The sequence below is a fragment of the Variovorax atrisoli 110B genome (genome assembly GCF_000382045.1).
GTDB classification, from domain to species: Bacteria; Pseudomonadota; Gammaproteobacteria; order Burkholderiales; family Burkholderiaceae_C; genus Variovorax; species Variovorax atrisoli.
Map to the genome: position 1 here is coordinate 376314 of NZ_KB907450.1, position 17384 is coordinate 393697.

Here is a 17384-nt window from a genome sequence, read left to right on the forward strand (position 1 = left end):
TTATGTCGGCATGTTACATGTCTTGCCTCTTTGCTCCCGCGCTGGCGCCGCTGGAGAGCGCGGGCGCTGTGCTCAGTCGGCCATGTCGTCATCATTCACATCGAACCCACTGGACGACCGCGGCGCATGGCGCTCCATCGCTGCATAGCCAGTCTCCATCTCGACGACGCACCACCAGGTCTGGATGGTCTTGATGGACTTGCTCTTCGCGCCGCGCGCTGTGATCTCGTAGCCGGCGATCATGATGCCGCCCTCCTTGATGGCCAGGATGCGGGCGTATTGGAGGGGGAGCAGCACGTCGCTCTCCAGGCTCTTGATGTTCAGCAGCCGAGCCTGCATCGTGCGGCCCCAGTAGGCCGGATCGGCGCGTCGGTAGTCGAGGTAGCCGACGAAGCCCGGCTGGCCGGCTACCCTTGAGCGGGGCAGCCAGTTCCCGTTCTTTCGGAGCTGGACGACATGGCAAAGCACTGTACGAGCATACAGTGATCGTCATCGGCGGTTCGAATCCCGACTCCTCAGCCAAAGAATCGGGATGTGGTGGTAAGTGGGTGGTAAAAAATCCTCCGTGCCTCCGGAAGACGCGCCAATGCTAGAGATTGGAACTCAAAAAAAAAGGTAAAAAATCCTCCGTGCCTCCGGAAGACGCGCCAATGCTAGAGATTGGAACTCCAAACACCTGGTAAAAAATCCTCCGTGCCTCCGGAAGACGCGCCAATGCTAGAGATTGGAACTCCTCCGGTTCCGCCAAGATGCAACCCCTGTAGCAACCCAGCTACAGGGGTTTTTTCTTTCCAGGTCCGGACTCCGTCCGAGGCGCCTCAGGCGCCATGCAATTCCGGGAACCCCGCCATTACCGTCCGGCACCGCTGGCAGAGCATCGCTTGCTCGGCGTCGTCGCCCATCACGGTGGCGTCGTGCCGCCAGCACCTGCGGCAGCGAAGGAACGAGGTCGGCCTGACGCGGACTTCGACCTTGTCGCCCACCTTCAGCACCACGTCGGCGACCATGAAGATCGAGGCCAGTTCCGAACCCAGCAGCGCGAGCGACTCGAGGATCTCCACGGGCGCCTCGATCACCAGATTCGCCTCGCTGGAACGGCCGATGCTTCCCGACGAGCGCAGGTCTTCGATCGCCTTCATCACGCTCGGGCGCAGCTGCCTCGCATGGCGCCAGAAGTCGCGGACGTCCGGGTCTTCCATGCCGGGCGGAAGGGCTTCGTCCCAGGTGTGGAGGAACACGCTGTCGCCTTTCTCCTCTTCTGCATCGAACAGCACCGTCCATGCCTCCTCGGCGGTGAAGCTGAGGATGGGCGCCGAAAGCAGCAGCAGGTTCTTCAGGATCGCATGCAGCGCGGTCTGTGCGGACCGCCTTTCGTGGCTGTCCCGCGCGCTCGCGTACAGCCGGTCCTTCAGCACGTCGAGATAGAAGCCGCCGAGTTCGTCGGCGCAATAGCCATGGATGAGCCGCGTCACCGCGACGAAGTCGTAGTCCCTGTAGCTCCTGCGGCACTGCTCGCCGAGTTCGCGGCAGCGGGCCATGGCGTAGCGGTCGACGCTCGCGAGGTCGTGCTCGGACACTGCATCGGCTTGCGCGTCGAAGTCCGACACGTTCAGCAGCAGGAAGCGGATCGTGTTGCGGATTCGCCGGTACATCTCGACGACGCGATCCAGGATCTCCTCGGAGACGGAGATGTCCGTCGAGTAGTCGGTGCTCGCGATCCACAGCCGGATGATCTCTGCGCCCCGCGTGCTCGCCACCTCCTGGGGGCTGACGGTGTTGCCCAGCGACTTGCTCATCTTCTTGCCGTTCCCGTCGACGGCGAAGCCGTGCGTGAGCACGGCCTTGAAGGGCGCGCGGCCGTCCGCCGCGCAGCCCGTCATGAGCGAGGAGCCGAACCAGCCCCTGTGCTGGTCGGAGCCCTCCAGGTACAGGTCGGCCGGGTGGTCGTGCGCGTCGGGGCGGCGCGGGTCCCTGTAGACGGTTGCGTGGATGGAGCCGGAGTCGAACCACACGTCGAGGGTATCGGACAGCTTTTCGAACTCCGACTCATCCACGCCCAGGTCCGCGGGACTCAGTCGAGTCCAGGCGGAAATTCCTTCGCGCTCCACGCGCTGTGCCACTTCCTCGACGAGGCGCGAGGTCTCGGGGTGCAGCGAGTTGTCGCTGCGCCTGACGAAGAAGGCGAGGGGTACGCCCCATGCGCGCTGGCGCGAGATGCACCAGTCGGGGCGGCCGTCGATCATCGCTTCCATGCGCGAGCGGCCGGATGCCGGATAGAACGGCACGTCCCTGATCGCCTCGCGCGCGGTCTCGCGCAGCGTGCGCTCGTCGCCCTTCGCGGGATGGTCCATGGCGATGAACCATTGCGTCGTCGAGCGGAAGAGGATCGGCGTCTTGTGCCGCCAGCAATGGGGATACGAATGCTCGATGCGCTCCTGCCGCAGCAGCGAGCCGTCGGCCTTCAGCATTTCGAGGATGGCCTTGCTGCCTTCCTCCAGCGACATGCCGCCGATCACCGGCAGGCCAGGCACGAAGCGCCCGGCACCGTCGATCACGTTGTCGCCGGTGATGCCCAGCCCGCGGCACAGCTCGAAGTCTTCCGCGCCGTGCGCTGGCGCCAGGTGCACGAGGCCGGTGCCGGTGTCCAGCGAGACGAAATCGGCCGCCACCATGGGCACTGCGTTGTCGTGCAGCGGATGCTTCAGCATCGCGCCCACGAGGTCGATGCCGGGTGCGACCGCGCGGAGTTCGTGCGCGATGCCGAAGCCGCCCAGCAGCTTTGCCGCGCTATCCGAGGCCAGCACCAGCAGGCCCTCGGGCTTGTCGTACAGGCCATAGCTCGCCTCCGGGTCCAGGCCTACGGCGGCGTTGCCGGGCAGCGTCCATGGCGTCGTGGTCCAGATCACGACACGCGCCGGCTTGCCGGCAACGGGAGCGCACTTGAAGCGCGACGCCAGGTCGGCAGCGTCGATGGCCTGCATGCCGACGTAGGCCGTCATCGAGCGCTTGTTCGCGTATTCGAGCTCCGCCTCCGCCAGCGCCGACTGGCAGTCGACGCACCAGTTCACCGGCTTCTGGCCGCGAAACAGCAGGCCGCGCTGCCGGATGCGATCGAGAAAGCGGATCTCGTTGGCTTCGGTCTCGAAGTCCATGGTGCGAAAGGCGTTGTCCCAGTCGCCGAGCAGGCCCAGGCGCAGGAAATCCTTCTTCTGGCTCTGCGTCTGCGAGAAGGCGTATTCGCGGCATAGCGCCTGGACCTGCTCGGTCGGCAGGCCCCGGCCGTTCATCTGCTCGATGCGGTGCTCGATGGGCATGCCGTGGCAATCCCAGCCAGGAATCCACTGCGAGTCGAAGCCGTCGAAGAAGCGGCTCTTGAAGACCATGTCCTTGAGCACCTTGTTCACCGCATGCCCGATGTGGATGTCGCCGTTCGCGTACGGCGGGCCGTCGTGAAGGATGAAGGGTGGGCGGCCCGCAGCCGCCTCGCGCATACGCTCGTAGATGCGCTGCCGCGCCCAGCGCTCTACCAGTGCGGGTTCGCGCCTGGGCAGGTCTCCCTTCATCGGGAACGGAGTGGTCAGCAGGTTCAGTGTGTTCTTCAGGTCTGACATGTGGTGGTTTCGTCGATTTCTTTTCTTCTCGTCGATGGGGTGAGCGGCCGCATGGGGCTCAGTCCTTGTTGCGCAGGGCCGAGCCGGCGGCCAGCAGCGCGACGAGGCTGGCTGCCGCGGCGAACACCACGTACCAGGCGGGAGCGAGCGGATTCCCGGTCCGCGCGATCAGCGCCGTTGCAATGAAGGGCGCGAAGCCTCCGAAGATCGTGACAGCGAAGTTGTAGGCAATGGAAAGGCCTGTGGAGCGCACCTGCGTCGGATAGAGCTCCGCCATGGCGGCGGGCGCGGGCCCGGTGAAGCCGGCTATCAGCACCGCGAACACGAGCAGCACGATGGTCAGCGTCGACGGGTTGGGCACGGCCGTGAGAAGCCAGAGCGCCGGATAGGCCAGCACCAGGATCGCAGTGGCGAAGCCGATCAGCAGGGGCCTGCGCCCGATCCGGTCCGACAGCGCGCCGAAGAAGGGCGCCAGCACCACCAGCACCATCAGCCCCGCGCCATTGGCCCACAGCGACACGCTCTGCGGCAGCTTCAGCGTGCGCACCGCGTACGTCGGCATGTAGACGAGAAAGAAATACGTGCACACCGTCCATACGATGGTCACGCCGAAGCCCGCGATGATTTCCCGGCGGTAGGAGCCCAGTGCCTGCTTCAGCGGCGAGGTCTGCCTGTTGGCAGCCCTCACCTGTTCGAAGCTTTCTGATTCGTGCGTGCGGGTGCGGATGTACCAGCCCACCGGTCCGATGACCAGGCCGAAGAGAAACGGCACGCGCCATCCCCACGCCTCGAGCTGCTCCGGCGTCAGCACGTCCGTGAGCGTCGCGCCGAAGACAGAGCCCAGCAGCAGCGCGCCGGCCTGGCTCGCCTGCTGCCAGCTCGCGAAGTAGCCCCTGCGGCCCTTGGGCGCGTGCTCGACGAGGAAGGCGGTCGCGCCGCCCACTTCGCCGCCGGCGGAGAAGCCCTGGATGAGCCGCGCCAGCACGATCCAGGCCGGCGCCCACAGGCCCACGTCGGCATACGTCGGCGCGAAGCCGATCATGGCCGTGCCCAGTGCCATCAGCAGGATGGTCGTGGACAGCGCGACCTTGCGCCCGCGCGAGTCCCCCAGAGCACCCAGCACCACCGCGCCGACGGGCCGCATCACGAAGCCCACGCCGAAGGTCGCCACCGTCAGCAGCAGCGACGAAGTCTCGTCGCCCGTCGGGAAGAAGAGCCGGGAGATGGTGAGCGCGAAGAAGCCGTAGACCGCGAAGTCGAACCACTCCAGCGTGTTGCCGATGACGGCGGCGAGGATCGTCCGGCGCGTGGCGTCGCGAGTCCCTGCGCCCTGTGCAGGGAGGCCGTGAGCGGAGGAGAGAGATGAAGAAGAGGAAGAAGAGGGAGAGGAGGAGAGGGGAGCGAGGCTGCTCGTGGCGTCCGCCAGCGCGGCTGCGTCGAGGTTTTTCATGCTGTCTTGAGGGTTGGAGTGGTGGAACGGTCGGCGGCCCCGGAAAGCGCCCATGCGCCGGCCGACTGCATGAAGCGGTCGGCGGCCTGCAGTTGGCTTGCGGCGATCCATTCGTCGGGCTGGTGCGCCTGGGCGATGGAGCCGGGGCCGCATACCACCGTCGAGATGCCGACCTGCTGGAAGAACCCCGCCTCGGTGCCGAAGGGCAGTTCCGCCTCGGGCCAGAGCGCGCCCAGTTCGCGCGCCACCGAGACGGCCGCGTCGTTGTCGCGCGCCGAAAGCGCCGGCACGCCCGCGACCTGCCCGGCCTCGACGGTGACGCCTTCGGGAAGCTCGGCCAGCGCCTCGCGCACCGTGTCGCGCACCAGCTGGGCCGTGGCCTCGTCCTGCGGACGGAATTCCCACAGCACTTCGCAGCTGCCCGGCACGATGTTGATCGCGGTGCCTCCGTTGATCTGGCCGATGTTGATGGTGGCCTCGCCGCCTTTCCCGGCCAGGTTGCGCCGAAGCCCGGCCAGACGCGTGACGAGGTAGGCCGCCGGCTCGATCGCGCTGGCGCCAAGCGAGGGATCGCTCGAATGGGCGGGCAGCCCCGTGAAAAGCGCGCGGTGTCCGAAGAAGCCGCGATGCCGCACCCCCACGCGCATCTCGGTCGGCTCGCCGACGATGGCCAGCGCGGGTGCCTCGATCTGCGTCTTCAGGCGCTCCACGAGCTGCGGAACGCCCAGGCAGCCGATCTCCTCGTCATAGGAGAAGGCCAGGTGGATCGGGCGGCGCAACGGCTGTCGCCGCCACGCGGGCACCGCCGACAGGCAGGCCGCGATGAAGCCCTTCATGTCCGCCGCGCCGCGCCCGTGGAGCCGGCCGTTGCGCTCGACCAGCGCGAAGGGGCTGGCGCTCCAGTTCTGGTCGGTCACGGGGACGGCGTCGCTGTGCCCCGAGAGCACCATGCCGCCCGCAGCGTCGGGTCCGATGCTCGCGAGCAGGTTGGCCTTGCGCCTGTCCTCGCTGTGCACCAGGTGCACCTTGACGCCGTGCCCCGAGAGGTAGTTGCCGATCCAGTGGATCAGGTCGAGGTTGGAGCGGTGCGAGGTCGTGTCGAACGCCACCAGGGCCCGCAGGATGTCGATGGTGGTCATGCGATGCGCTCGGCAAGGGGCCGCTCGTTGGTGTTGTTGTTCGCGGCGGCGCCGCCCGGCCTGCCGGTGCTGCCCAATCGCTCCTGCACGAGCCGCATCGCGGCCGACTGGGTCGGCGTGCCGTCGCGGTCGGCGAGCTCGAAGATGCGGCGCAGCGTGGCGCCGATGCCTTTCACCTGCGCATCCACCTTCGCGGCATTGAAGCCTTCATGCTCCGACGCCACGCGGATCAGCCCGCCCGCGTTGATGACGAAGTCGGGTGCGTAGAGGATCTCCCGCTCGCGCAGCTGCCTGCCGTGCTCGTCGCGTGCGAGCTGGTTGTTCGCGCCGCCCGCGATCACGCGAAAGCGCATCTGCGGCAGCGTCTTGTCGTTCACCACCGCGCCCATCGCGCAGGGCGCGAACACGTCGGCCTGCACCGCGTAGATCGCATCGGGCTCGACGATGCGTGCATCGAATTCGGCCGCAGCCCTGGCTGCAAGTGCCGGATCGACGTCGCACACGACGAGTCGCGCACCGGCCTCGTCGAGCAGCCGGCACAGGTTCCAGCCGACGTTGCCAAGGCCTTGCACCGCCACGGTCAGCCCCTGCAGCCCGCAGCCCAGGCGGTGCGCGACGCTGGCCACGATGCCGTGGTAGACCCCCAGCGCCGTGGTCGGCGACGGATCTCCCGTGCCGCCCAGCGCTTCGGGCAGGCCGACCACATGCCGTGTGCTCTGCCGCACCCAGGCGAAGTCGTCGACCGTGGTGCCCACGTCCTCGGCCGTGATGTAGCGGCCGCCCAGGCGGTTGACCGCCACGCCCATGGCGCGCAGCAGGTCGGGTGTCTTGCTCTTGCGGGGATCGCCGAGGATCACCGACTTTCCGCCGCCCAGGCCGAGCCCGGCCGCCGCGGCCTTGAAGGTCATTCCGCGCGACAGCCGGAGCACGTCGCGCAGGGCCGAGGCCTCGTCTGCGTAGGGATACATCCGGCATCCGCCCAGCGCGGGCCCCAGCCTCGTGCTGTGGATGGCGATGATGGCTCGCAGCCCGACCTTGTCGTCGGATATGAAAACGACCTGCTCGTGGTCCGCGAAAGACTCGGTGGAAAAGACTGTCATCTGGTTCTTCTTCTGAATTTCGTTTGAACGAGTGCGGACCGGCTTCGCGCTATGCAGGGCCGCCGCATCCATGCCTGGTCAAGCAGGCTAGGAACAGCAACAGTCGACGTAGATATAGCAGCAGCTCGATGTGCTGCACATCGAATTCCGTGCCACATAGCGGCAGGATTTCAGGGCTTGCTTGGCGAAATGATTGCGTCATGTGTTGGCCTCGCTTTGAGGTGCAGCATGACAGGGAAGGTCGCCGCGATATTGGCGAAAATTTCGCTCGCCGAAGAATCAGCTTCGAGAAGCCTGAAGCGGCTGAAGCGTACTCGCCTGACTCATCCCATTGATGAGTCTTCTGTATTCGTTAATGGCGAGATCGATTTTTGAGTCGCCAAGGAGATCGTTTGAAAGTTTGAAATCGAATGTCTCGTCGACCAGACCCTGCACCACGGCGCCCGAAGCAATTTCCGGAATCGCAGCTTCGTCTTCGGGTATGAGGCAGGTCCAGATAAGTCCGTGCCGCTCGACGGCCGGAAACGCAGTGATCCTGAAGCAGTCCGGTGTCTTGGGCGCCAGCTTCTCCGGAACCTTGCTGCAGCTGCCGTCCGATGCGAAGCGCAGGCCGTGGTAGGCGCAGACGAGCTCGTCGCCTTCGGTTCGCCCGCTGCTCAGCGGCAATCCGCGGTGCGGGCACATGTCGCGGCCGATGCGGATGCCCTCGGGCATTCGGTAGACGGCCAGCCGCAGGTTCAGCAGCACGACCTGCCGCGGTTTAGCGAGCGGATCGTCCGCGCGCACCAGGGGAAACCACAGCCGCGCCAGCACGGGCCAGTCCTGCTCCGTGTAGGTGCAGTTCGGCGGGAGAAAGCCCTCGGGCAGCGGGCGGGCAGAAGCCGCTTCGACGGTCATGTCTCGCCTCCCTGTGCGCGTTGAATCGGTCTACCTGACCAGCCCGATCCGGATCCGCCGGTTGTGCTGGCCCTTGTTCTCGATCTTCATGATGCGCAGCGGCGCCGATTGCGAAGTCTTCGAGAGATGTGTGCCGCCGCAGGCCTGGCGATCGAGGCCCACGATCTCGATGATGCGGGTGGTGCCGTCGTCCTGCGGAGGCGGCGCGACCGAGCGGCTGCGCAGCACGCCCGGCTCGCGTGCGAGCGCGGTGGAGTCGAGGTAGACCGCATTCACCTGCAGGCCGTCGGAGATCAGGCTGTTGAGCTCAGGCTCGAGCTTGCGCAGTTCGTTGTTGTCGACCGCGGGCAGGTCGAAGTCGATGCGGGCGGTGCCGTCGGCGGCCATCTGCACGCCGGTGACCAGCGAGCCTTCGAAGCGCTGGTAGACCAGCGCGTTGAGGATGTGCAGGCCGGTGTGCAGCTGGCACATCATGAGGCGGAAGTCAGGGTCCACGCTGGCGACCACCTTCTCGCCAGGGGCCTTGCCGATGTCCGCCTCGTCGAAGACGTGCCAGGCGTTCTTGCCTTCCATCTCGATGCGGTCGATCTTCACGGTGCTGCCGTTCCATTGCAGCGTGCCGCGATCCGCCAGCTGCCCGCCGCCTCCCGGATAGAAATAAGACTTGTCGAGAAGAACTGCATTCGGCCTGCGCGCGATGACGTCGGCCTCGAACTGGAGGCGGTCGGGTTCGATGTGGCAAAGATACTGGGACATGGATTCCTCGGTTGTGCGGAATGCTGGGTTGCTTGCTTGCGGGTTGCCGCTCAGGAGAATCGCCGGGCCGTCACGATGCCGGCGAGGATGATCACGGCACCCACGAACTCGGTGACGCTCAGGTACTCGTGGAAGAGGTAGGCGCCGAACACCGTCGCGATGACGGGCTGTATCAGCAGCGTGATCGACGACATCGCGGCTGGCAGCTTGGCCAGCGCATAGGCGATCAGGCCCTGGCCGCCGACGTGCGACACCACGGCGAGCGCCACCAGCATCAGCACGCCGTGGAGCGTGTGCGGCACCAGCGATTCGCCGCGCAGCAGCGTGATCGGCAGCAGCACGATGAAGGTGCCGACGCTGCTCCATGCCATGACGGTCATCGTCCGGTAGTTGGAGCGCACGAGGCTCACCGCCAGCAGATAGGAGCCGTAGAAGACCGCGGTTAGCAGCCCCAGCAGGTTGCCCGCCATGTAGCTGGAGCCGAAGTCGAGCCGGTGGCCGATGAGGATGAATGCGCCGGTCAGCGCGAACAGCATGCCGAACAGGAAGCCCGGCTTGAACCTCTTGCCGAGGAAGATCCTGGAGCCGAGCACCACGAAGATCGGCGCCAGGTTGGCCAGCAGGTTGGAGTTGGCCAGCGTGGTCAGCGTCATCGACCAGTGGTAGAGCGCGAGGTTTCCCGAGAAGATGAAGCCCACGAGGATGAGCTTGAAGGGAATGCCTGGCGTGGATTTCTGCGCGGGTTGCTGCGTGCCTGCAGGCTCCGGCTCGGCCCTTGCCGAGAGCATGTCGAGCAGGAAGAAGATCGGGATCGCGAGCGCGACCCGGTAGACCGCGCTCGCGGTCGGCGGCAGTTCGCTGTGGCGCAGGAACACGCCGCCCAGCGCCAATGCCGCCGCGCCCAGCAGGAGCGCGACGAAAGAGAAGAAGCTGCTCTTCGATGCAGCCGGTAGTGCGATGGTTGTCGTCATGTTCTGCTTGATGCGACCGAGTCTCCATCGGTCGCATCCTTCGGTTTGTTGTGAATCGTCTGAAGCACGGACATGGCGAAGGCGACGGGCTAGGGCCGTAGTAGCGGCGGCTCTTCGAAACCTTCGATCACCATGAGCTGCATGTCGACCGCGGCGTCCTTGCGCAACCCTCTTGCGTGGGTGTACTCGGGCGACTCGTAGAACATCCTCGCCGCGTCCGCGGTCTTGAACTCGACAAGAACCACTCGCCTGTCATCGGGAGCGCCTTCCAGGTGCATGCGCTCGCCTCCCCGCGTCAGGAACCTGCCGCCGAATTTCTCGACGATGCCGGGCGTGAGTTGCTTGTATCGGTTGTACTGGTCCGGATTCACGATGGACATCCGGCCGATCAGATAGGCGACCATCTGGCGTTCCCGAGGTTGCTCAGCCGCGGGCGCTGCTAGACGTAGGCCACCTTCTTCTGCGTCGCGACGCCCGACTGCAGCAGCGCCGCGTCCAGGACGTCCCAGAGGCCGGTCAGCGAATCGAGGAAATCGTCTGCGCCTTCGATGACCAGGTGGGCGTATTCCGTCTTCAGCGCGAGTTCGACCGCGGTGCGCGCGTTCTGCTCATGGTGCTGCTCGGCGCCGACTTCGCCCCAGTGCTCCAGCAGGTAGTGCATCTCGGGCTTTTCGAGGTCGGCGTTGTAGATGCCGCTGTCCACCAGGCAGTACTTCTCGCCCGGGATCAGCTGCTGGTTCGAGATCATCTCCAGCGCCAGCGTGGTGCCGAGGTTGCGGTAGGTGTTCTCGATGTCCGTCAGCTTGCGGTGGTCGAACACGCCGATGGCCTTGCGCACCTGCGTGGTCAGCCCGGTCTCCATGTCGTAGCCCGGCAGCGAACCGAGCAGCTGGTCGGAGAAGGCCTTCAGCTTCGCCTCGACCTTCTCCTGGTTGTAGAGGTCCGCGAAGACGGGCTGGTCGGCCGACTGGTTCACGATGAAGCCGGCCATCGTCGCGAGTTCGGGTCCGTGGCCCGATTCGCTCTCGACGATTTCCTCGAGCAGCTCGCTCTGCTTGTGCAGGCCGTGCTTCTTCAGCGCATCGGGAAAGCTCCAGCCCGGCCGCGTCGAGGCGCAGAAGCTCTGGATCTGATGGAACAGCGCGCCGACGACGGGCGGCTCCGGTTCGACTTTGGCCCAATTCTTGAAAATCGGGTGTGAATAGCACCGATGATTTTTGACTCTGTCAACCAGATCGGAAATGGTCACGCTCATTTCTTGCTCCTAATCACAGTGGGTTGAAAAAATACCAAGGGGAAAATTCGATTGCTCGTGTTTCAAAGGGTGGGGTGGGTTACTTGCTTGCCATCAACATGCGCCCTCCAGGGTGGTCGAGTACTTCGATCCTGACGTTTGAAAATCCCGCGCGGAAAAGCTTTTCCGTCCATTCCTCCTCGCTCAGGAGCCTTCTGGACATGAAATGGTTGTGCAGATGATTGAATGCGGCGGCGAACGGTTTTTCCCAATTCGACTGGGCGACCGGAATTGCGTCGACGATGATCAGCGTGCCCTTGATGGCATGGGCGCAGCAGGCGCGCAGCAACGAATCCAGCGTTTCTTCTTCCGCGGGAAGAAGGTCGTGCATGACGAAGCCCGCGTGGATGATGTCCGCGTCCTTGATGAGGGAGGCGTCCTCCACGAGCACCTGGATGGGTGCGGTCACGAACTGGAGCCTGTCGCTCATGCCGGCCTCGCGCGCCGCCTGCACCGCCTGCTCGGTGGCCGACGGGCTCAGGTCGATGCCCACGCCGGTGGAGCCCGGGATCTTGCGCAGCATGCGGATCAGGAAGCCGCCGGAGCCCGATCCAAGATCCACGATTTTCTTTGGTGCCATCGCGACGATGGCGTTCTCGGGCTGGGGATAGAACGACTTCTCGCCCATCCACTTCGAGGTGCGCGCCACCAGGCCGCCGCTGCGCGGGTACTTGGCCTGCGCCTCCTCGTTGTTCTCGGAGAACTCCTTCGCGTTGTTGATCAGCGGCGCGCAAGCGCGAAGCGCCCACGAGAGATAGCCGACCTCGTTGATCAGCTCGTCGAAGTTGCTTCCCACCTTGTAGGTCGCCGGCGCCTTGGTGCCGAGGTCTTCGATGATGCCGGCCTTGCTCAGCGAATCGAGGTACGCCGAAATGACCGACTCCTTGATGCCGCAGGAACGGGATGCCGCGGCGGCATCCACGACCGGTGATTTCTGGAGGAATTCAATGACTCCGTATTCGGCGCCTATTTCCAGCAGGATTGCGGAACCTGCGAGGGAAGAACCAGTAATGCCGCGATCAACGTTTTGCATGGGTCACCTGTGGGTTGAAAGCTATTGAAAACGAACTGATTAATCTGCTCTGGCCGAAACCATTTAGTTGCACGATAGAGGGGGCGCCCGAACCCGTATTGGCAAAAATTGCGGCACAGCAGCAATCCGCAAAAAAGTGGGCCGAAGAATTCCAGCCGGGCGTGCGAATGCATTCGCGCGCGGCACGTGGCCGGCGCGGCGCTCAGCTGCCAGAGGCTTGTGAAGGGAAGGGCGCGAACCCCTCGGCGTGCATCGCGAGGGGGGCGGCGATCAGACTGTCAGTTGATCCGCGCGCGCACGTACTGCAGCGGCGTCATGCCGAAGGTGCGCTTGAAATGCCGCGTGAGTGCGCTCTGGTCGTAGAAGCCGCTAGCCACCGCGGCCTCGATGAGCGGGCGGCCTGCGGTGAGAAGGCCGATTGCGGCCCTGAGCCGCAGCTGCGTCAGGTACATGTGAGGCGTCAGGCCGATCGTGCGGTTGAATGCGCCGATCAGCTGGAAGGGCGTGAGGTCGGCGGCCGACGCCATCTGCTCGAGCGTCAGCCGCTCGGCGAACGCGTCGCGCAGCAGCTCGAGCACCGGCGCGAGCACGCTCGCATCCGCCGGCACAGGAAGCACGCGCTGTCCCGGCTGCGCATGGTTCTGGAAGAGCGTGCCGAAGCTATGGACGAACAGCTCCTGCTGCCGCAGTGGGTCCCACTGGCCGCTGTCTCCATCGAAGGCGCGATGCAACTCCAGGAAGCAGGCGATGAGTTCGGGGTCGTCGTAGATGTTGGAACCAAAGTATCGGGTCTGGTCGATGCCCAGCGTCGACATCAAATGCCTGATGCCCGGGTCTGCGAGGTAGAGGGCGCGGTACCGCCAGCGCGCGCTGCCGCCCATGCGGCCCGAGTGGGGCTCGGAAGGGTTGAAGACGAGCAGCGCCTGCTGATGCGCGATGCCCGTGCGTCCGCGGCTCTTGAATTCCGCACCTCCCACTTCGGTGACCGCGATCACGAAGGAATGGTGCACGTGCGGCGCGTACTCGTGCGTTGTGAAGTCGGCATGCAGCATGTCCATGCCGGGGATTCCGGATGCATGCCAGTAGCGCGACGTGTTCAGAGGGTCCAGCTTGGCCAATGAAAACCTCCGTTTGCATCGGCGGTTGCCACACATCCCGCCAGCGTCGTCGAACCGATCGATGGCACCTGAATGGTGAGCAAGGCCGTCTCGTTGCGGTGATTACAGCGCGATCTTGGTGGATGCGGAAAGCCTCCAGCCTCGATGCGGAAATCAAGCAAGCGGTGTGCCATTCGGCGGCCCCTGCATGGCCCGCAGCCGCTGCGGGAAAGATCAGATTCACGAACGGCGGCGAATGCCTCAACATGCTTCGCGGCGCAGCCATCTTGCCGCCGCTCATTGGAGACCTTCATGAACATGCCTCTCGAGAGCACCGAACTGGCGTTTCAGTTTTCGCTTGCCGATGGCGTCGAAACGCACAAGGTATTCAACCAGGCCGAACCATGCATCGGCCACAACGCGTTCATCGACGACGTGGCGCTACGTGGGCTGGTGGAGCGCCATGCACCATGGAGCATTCCGCATGCGATGGCCGTCGGTGCATTGGCGGGCGACGAGCAGGTGCAGGACCTTGCGCGGCTGGCCAACGAGCACAACCCGCAGCTGCGCACGCACGACCGCTTCGGCAACCGGCTCGACTGGGTCGAGTTCCATCCCGCATGGCACCAGCTCATGAGCCTGGCCTTCGCGCATGGCGTGCCCGGGCTTGCATGGACCACGAGCGAAAGCTCGGGCCACTTCGCACGCGCCGTGCTCAGCTACCTGTGGAACCAGGTCGAGAACGGCACGGGCTGCCCCACGGGCATGGCGTATGCCGCTTGCGCCGGCTTCGAGGGAAGGCCCGAGTTCGCGCTCTGGAGAGAGAAGACGCTCTCCGGAAAGTACGACCCGCGCCGCCTTCCGCTTTCGCACAAGACGGGCGCGGTGATCGGCTACGCGATGACCGAGAAGCAGGGCGGCTCCGACCTGCGCCAGACGCAGACCACCGCCACCTTCGTCGGAACCGAGAACGGCGTGCAGGTCTACAGCGTCACCGGCCACAAGTGGTTCTTCTCGGTGCCCACTTCCGATGGCTTCTATACGCTCGCGCAAACCAGGTCCGGCGTGAGCTGCCTCTTCGTTCCGCGCTTCCTGCCCGACGGCAGTGCCAACCGCGTCGCGGTGCAGCGCCTGAAGGACAAGTGCGGCAACCGCTCCAACGCATCGAGCGAGGTCGAGTTCAACAAGACGTGGGCGATGCTGGTCGGCGAGGAGGGGCGCGGCATCCGCGAGATCCTCTCGCATGCGCACCTCACGCGGCTGGACTTCGCCGTCGGCTCGGCGGGCCTGATGCGCCAGGCGCTGACGCTGGCGATCGGCCACGCATCGACGCGCGACGGCTTCGGCCGCCGCATGGCCGACCTGCCGATGCAGACCAACGTGCTCGCGGACCTCGCGCTGGAGAGCGAAGCGGCCATGCTTTGCGCAATGCGCGTGGCGCGCGCGACCGACGGCATGGCGTCGGACGAGCGCGAGCGGCTTCTTGCACGCGTGGCAACGCCGGTGGCCAAGTACTGGAACTGCCAGAGGGCGACGTACTTCGTCTACGAGGCGCTGCAGGTGCACGGCGGCAACGGCTTCATCATGGAGAACCCGATCGCCAGGCTGTACCGCGAGGCGCCGCTCAATTCGATCTGGGAAGGCACGACCAACATGATGTGCATGGACGTGCTGCGCGCACTGGGGCGCGAGAAGGGCGCGCTCGAGGTCTTCATGGACGAGGTTTCGCCGTCGCAGGCACAGGCCAGCGCCGCGCACGCGAAGTTCGTTGCCGCGCTGCGCGACGACCTTGCCGCGGGCGCGATCGACGAGGGCAACGCACGCGCGATCGTGACGCGCATGGCGCTTGCGCTGCAGGCGAGCGAGATGCTGAAGCACAGCGATGGCGCGGTTGCGCAGCGCTTCGTCGAATCGCGCCTGGGTGGCCGTCATGCCGGCGTGATGGGCACGCTGGAGGCCGGGGCCGACCTGCGCGGGATCGTCTCCCGCGCGTCGGTCGCGCCCGTGCGTCAGGCCGCCTGAGCCTGGCGCCGCAGCGGCAGCCACAGCACGAAGCGCGTTCCCCTCGGCAGCGGCTCCCAGCTGACGGTGCCGTTGATCGAGCGCGCACGCCGCCGCTGGTTCTGCAGGCCCCGGCCCGATGATGCGGCCATGGCCTTGTCGATGTCGAAGCCTTGTCCGTTGTCCTCGATGGTCACGCGCACGCCGCCGTCACCCAGCGAGGTGCCCACGCGGATTTCGGTCGCGCGCGTGTGGCGCAGGATGTTGGAGATGCTCTCCTGCACGATGCGCAGGATGTGCAGCGCGCTCGACGGATCGAGCCACTCCAGCGCGGGCAGCTCCTGCACCTCCCAGCGCAGCGAGACGCCCGTGCCTTCGAGGCGCGGCTCGAGCCGGTAGCGCAGCGTGGCCAGCAGCACGAGCAGGTCGGCCTCGATGGGCTCCAGCGAATCGAGCGTGAGCTTCAAGTCGTCCAGGCAGCTCTTGAGGATCTGCGAGACCTTGTCGTCGCTCATGCCGCCGCCCTCCACCGAGCGGATGGCGCTGATCAGCGAGGAGCCCAGCCCGTCGTGCATGTCCTGCATCAGCCGCTGGCGCTCGTCGCTGATGGTCTGCAGGCGCTCGACCTCGCGCAGCCTGCGGTGGCTGAACTCGAGCTCGGCCTCGCGCACCTGCAGGCGGTGCGCGAGGCTCGCGTTGAGCTCCTCGACCTCGCCGATGGCGTGCACGTAGCGGCGGTACATGAGCACGCCGAACACGATGAAGGTGGCCGCGTTCGTGTACGCGCCGAGATACCAGCCTTCGGGGCTGATGAAGTTGTTCTGCAGCAGCCAGTCGGTGACGCCCAGCAGCACGCAGACGCCGATGCCCACCGCCACCAGCCGTCCTTCGCTGGAGCGGCGCCAGGCGCTGACGCCGCCCACGAGGCAAACGGCGGTGCCCATCATCGCGGCGATCGCGTAGATCAGCGGCGTCACCTGGGGCGTGTTCTGCACGATGGCAAGACCGGGAATCGTGACGATGCCGATGGCCGTGGTGGTCACGACCACGCCGCGGGTCAGCCACACGAGCTGCCGCCCATGCAGCTGGCGCAGGAAGAAGTGCACGACCATCACCAGCCAGAACAGCGAGTTGACGGTCAGCCACGCGAACCAGTCGTTGAGCACCGGCAGGCCCACGTAGAAGTGCAGCCCCCGCATGAACGAGGTGGCCGAGAGGTTGAAGAACAGCAGGTAGCCGGTCTCGTCGCGGCGCCTGAACCACACGAAGAGGGCGAACACGCCCACCGCCATGAAGGCCGCGCCCAGCATCGCGGGCAGTTCCTGCTGCAGCCACTGGCGCATGCCGTGGCGGCCCCTGAGCGCATCCACCGGGCCGATCCACAGCGAGGACAGCGCCACCTGCGCGCTATGGGTGTGCTCCAGGCGCAGGAGGATTTCCGCGGGTGGGGCGTTGCCGCCGGCGCCATGTCCGTCGAGCTGCACCCACAGCGGCGTGCGGGTGCTGTTCCACAGCGGGCCCGACTGCTGCGCGCGATGAACCAGCTGGCCATCGGCATAGACGGCGATGGTGCCGTCGGTCTTGATGCGCGCGCCGTACAGCGCCCAGGGGCCGGCGCCGGCCGGCAGGCCGCGGGTGCCGAGCCTGATCCAGGTCGTGCGTGTGGTGCTGGTGGAGGTGTTCCCGGCCTGGCTCAGGAGCGCGATGGGCAGGGCCAGCGGAAGCTCGATCTGCTTCCAGTCCTGCGGCAGCGCGCCGCTGTCCTGCCGGGCCGGCGGCGTGCTGAAGCCCGAGGCGTCCTGCACCTGCCAGTCGGCGTGCGTCATGTGCAGGAGCGCGTCGGATTGCCGCACGCCGGTCGCCCCGACCAGGTAGACGCCGATGATGCCCAGCAGTGCGATCGAGAGAACGAGCACCACGGAGGCGAAGAAGGGTGCGGGGCGGTAGTTCAAGGGATGCTGGAAGTGCCGCGACCCGGGCCGGCGCGGAGGTTTATGTAACCTATTTTCTCACTTTGTTACCAAGCGGCCCTTCG

Annotated in this window: 15 protein-coding genes; 1 reads left to right on the forward strand and 14 read right to left on the reverse strand. The window is 65.9% G+C overall.

Translation table 11 applies throughout. The features are described from left to right. Positions 1-72: 72 nt before the first annotated feature. The 13 genes from G369_RS35330 to G369_RS39025 form a co-directional block, all read right to left on the reverse strand. The gene (locus G369_RS35330; protein ID WP_038113762.1) at positions 73-339 is read right to left on the reverse strand and encodes a hypothetical protein; all 267 of its coding nucleotides are present in this window, start codon (positions 337-339) and stop codon (positions 73-75) included. A gap of 479 nt (positions 340-818) precedes the next feature. Next, positions 819-3611, reverse strand: a complete 2793-nt coding sequence (gene ileS / locus G369_RS0101865; RefSeq protein ID WP_019652276.1) for an isoleucine--tRNA ligase — start codon at positions 3609-3611, stop codon at positions 819-821. A gap of 58 nt (positions 3612-3669) precedes the next feature. Next, positions 3670-5061, reverse strand: a complete 1392-nt coding sequence (locus G369_RS0101870; protein ID WP_019652277.1) for an MFS transporter — start codon at positions 5059-5061, stop codon at positions 3670-3672. Beyond that, positions 5058-6200: an acetylornithine deacetylase gene (gene argE, locus G369_RS35335; RefSeq protein WP_019652278.1), complete on the reverse strand. Its 1143-nt coding sequence runs from the start codon at positions 6198-6200 to the stop codon at positions 5058-5060. Before argE ends, G369_RS0101870 begins: the two co-directional genes overlap by 4 nt. Continuing rightward, a complete protein-coding gene (locus G369_RS0101880) occupies positions 6197-7300 on the reverse strand; it encodes a Leu/Phe/Val dehydrogenase (RefSeq protein ID WP_019652279.1) in 1104 nt (367 codons plus the stop codon). The genes argE and G369_RS0101880 overlap by 4 nt, the downstream gene beginning before the upstream one ends. 279 nt (positions 7301-7579) lie before the next feature. Next, positions 7580-8197 carry a Rieske 2Fe-2S domain-containing protein gene (locus tag G369_RS35340; RefSeq protein ID WP_019652280.1) on the reverse strand — a complete coding sequence of 206 codons (618 nt, stop codon included), beginning with the start codon at positions 8195-8197 and terminating at the stop codon, positions 7580-7582. A gap of 30 nt (positions 8198-8227) precedes the next feature. Beyond that, on the reverse strand, positions 8228-8953 hold the full coding sequence (locus G369_RS0101890; protein WP_019652281.1) for an alanyl-tRNA editing protein: 726 nt from the start codon (positions 8951-8953) through the stop codon (positions 8228-8230). Positions 8954-9003: 50 nt separating this feature from the next. Beyond that, positions 9004-9924, reverse strand: coding sequence for a DMT family transporter (locus G369_RS0101895; RefSeq protein WP_019652282.1), 921 nt, complete (start codon positions 9922-9924; stop codon positions 9004-9006). Positions 9925-10013: 89 nt separating this feature from the next. Next, the gene (locus tag G369_RS0101900) at positions 10014-10328 is read right to left on the reverse strand and encodes a DUF1330 domain-containing protein (RefSeq protein ID WP_019652283.1); all 315 of its coding nucleotides are present in this window, start codon (positions 10326-10328) and stop codon (positions 10014-10016) included. Between the two features lie 35 nt (positions 10329-10363). After that, a complete protein-coding gene (locus tag G369_RS0101905) occupies positions 10364-11179 on the reverse strand; it encodes a hypothetical protein (protein WP_019652284.1) in 816 nt (271 codons plus the stop codon). A gap of 79 nt (positions 11180-11258) precedes the next feature. Next, complete coding sequence (locus G369_RS0101910) at positions 11259-12251, reverse strand: class I SAM-dependent methyltransferase (protein WP_026346142.1); 993 nt, start codon at positions 12249-12251, stop codon at positions 11259-11261. A gap of 278 nt (positions 12252-12529) precedes the next feature. Then, positions 12530-13369, reverse strand: coding sequence for an AraC family transcriptional regulator (locus G369_RS0101915; protein ID WP_019652286.1), 840 nt, complete (start codon positions 13367-13369; stop codon positions 12530-12532). Further along, on the reverse strand, positions 13348-13662 hold the full coding sequence (locus tag G369_RS39025; protein ID WP_145758629.1) for a hypothetical protein: 315 nt from the start codon (positions 13660-13662) through the stop codon (positions 13348-13350). Before G369_RS39025 ends, G369_RS0101915 begins: the two co-directional genes overlap by 22 nt. On the opposite strand from G369_RS39025, the gene G369_RS0101920 reads away from it, so the two are divergent. Continuing rightward, entirely contained in the window at positions 13661-15370 is a 1710-nt protein-coding gene (locus G369_RS0101920) for an acyl-CoA dehydrogenase family protein (RefSeq protein WP_038113949.1), read from the forward strand. The genes G369_RS39025 and G369_RS0101920 overlap by 2 nt on opposite strands. Here G369_RS0101920 and G369_RS0101925 read toward each other — a convergent pair. After that, positions 15358-17301 (reverse strand): sensor histidine kinase, encoded by a 1944-nt coding sequence (locus G369_RS0101925; RefSeq protein WP_019652288.1) that lies wholly within the window; start codon positions 17299-17301, stop codon positions 15358-15360. The two genes, G369_RS0101920 and G369_RS0101925, sit on opposite strands and share 13 nt — an antisense overlap. Positions 17302-17384 lie beyond the last annotated feature (83 nt).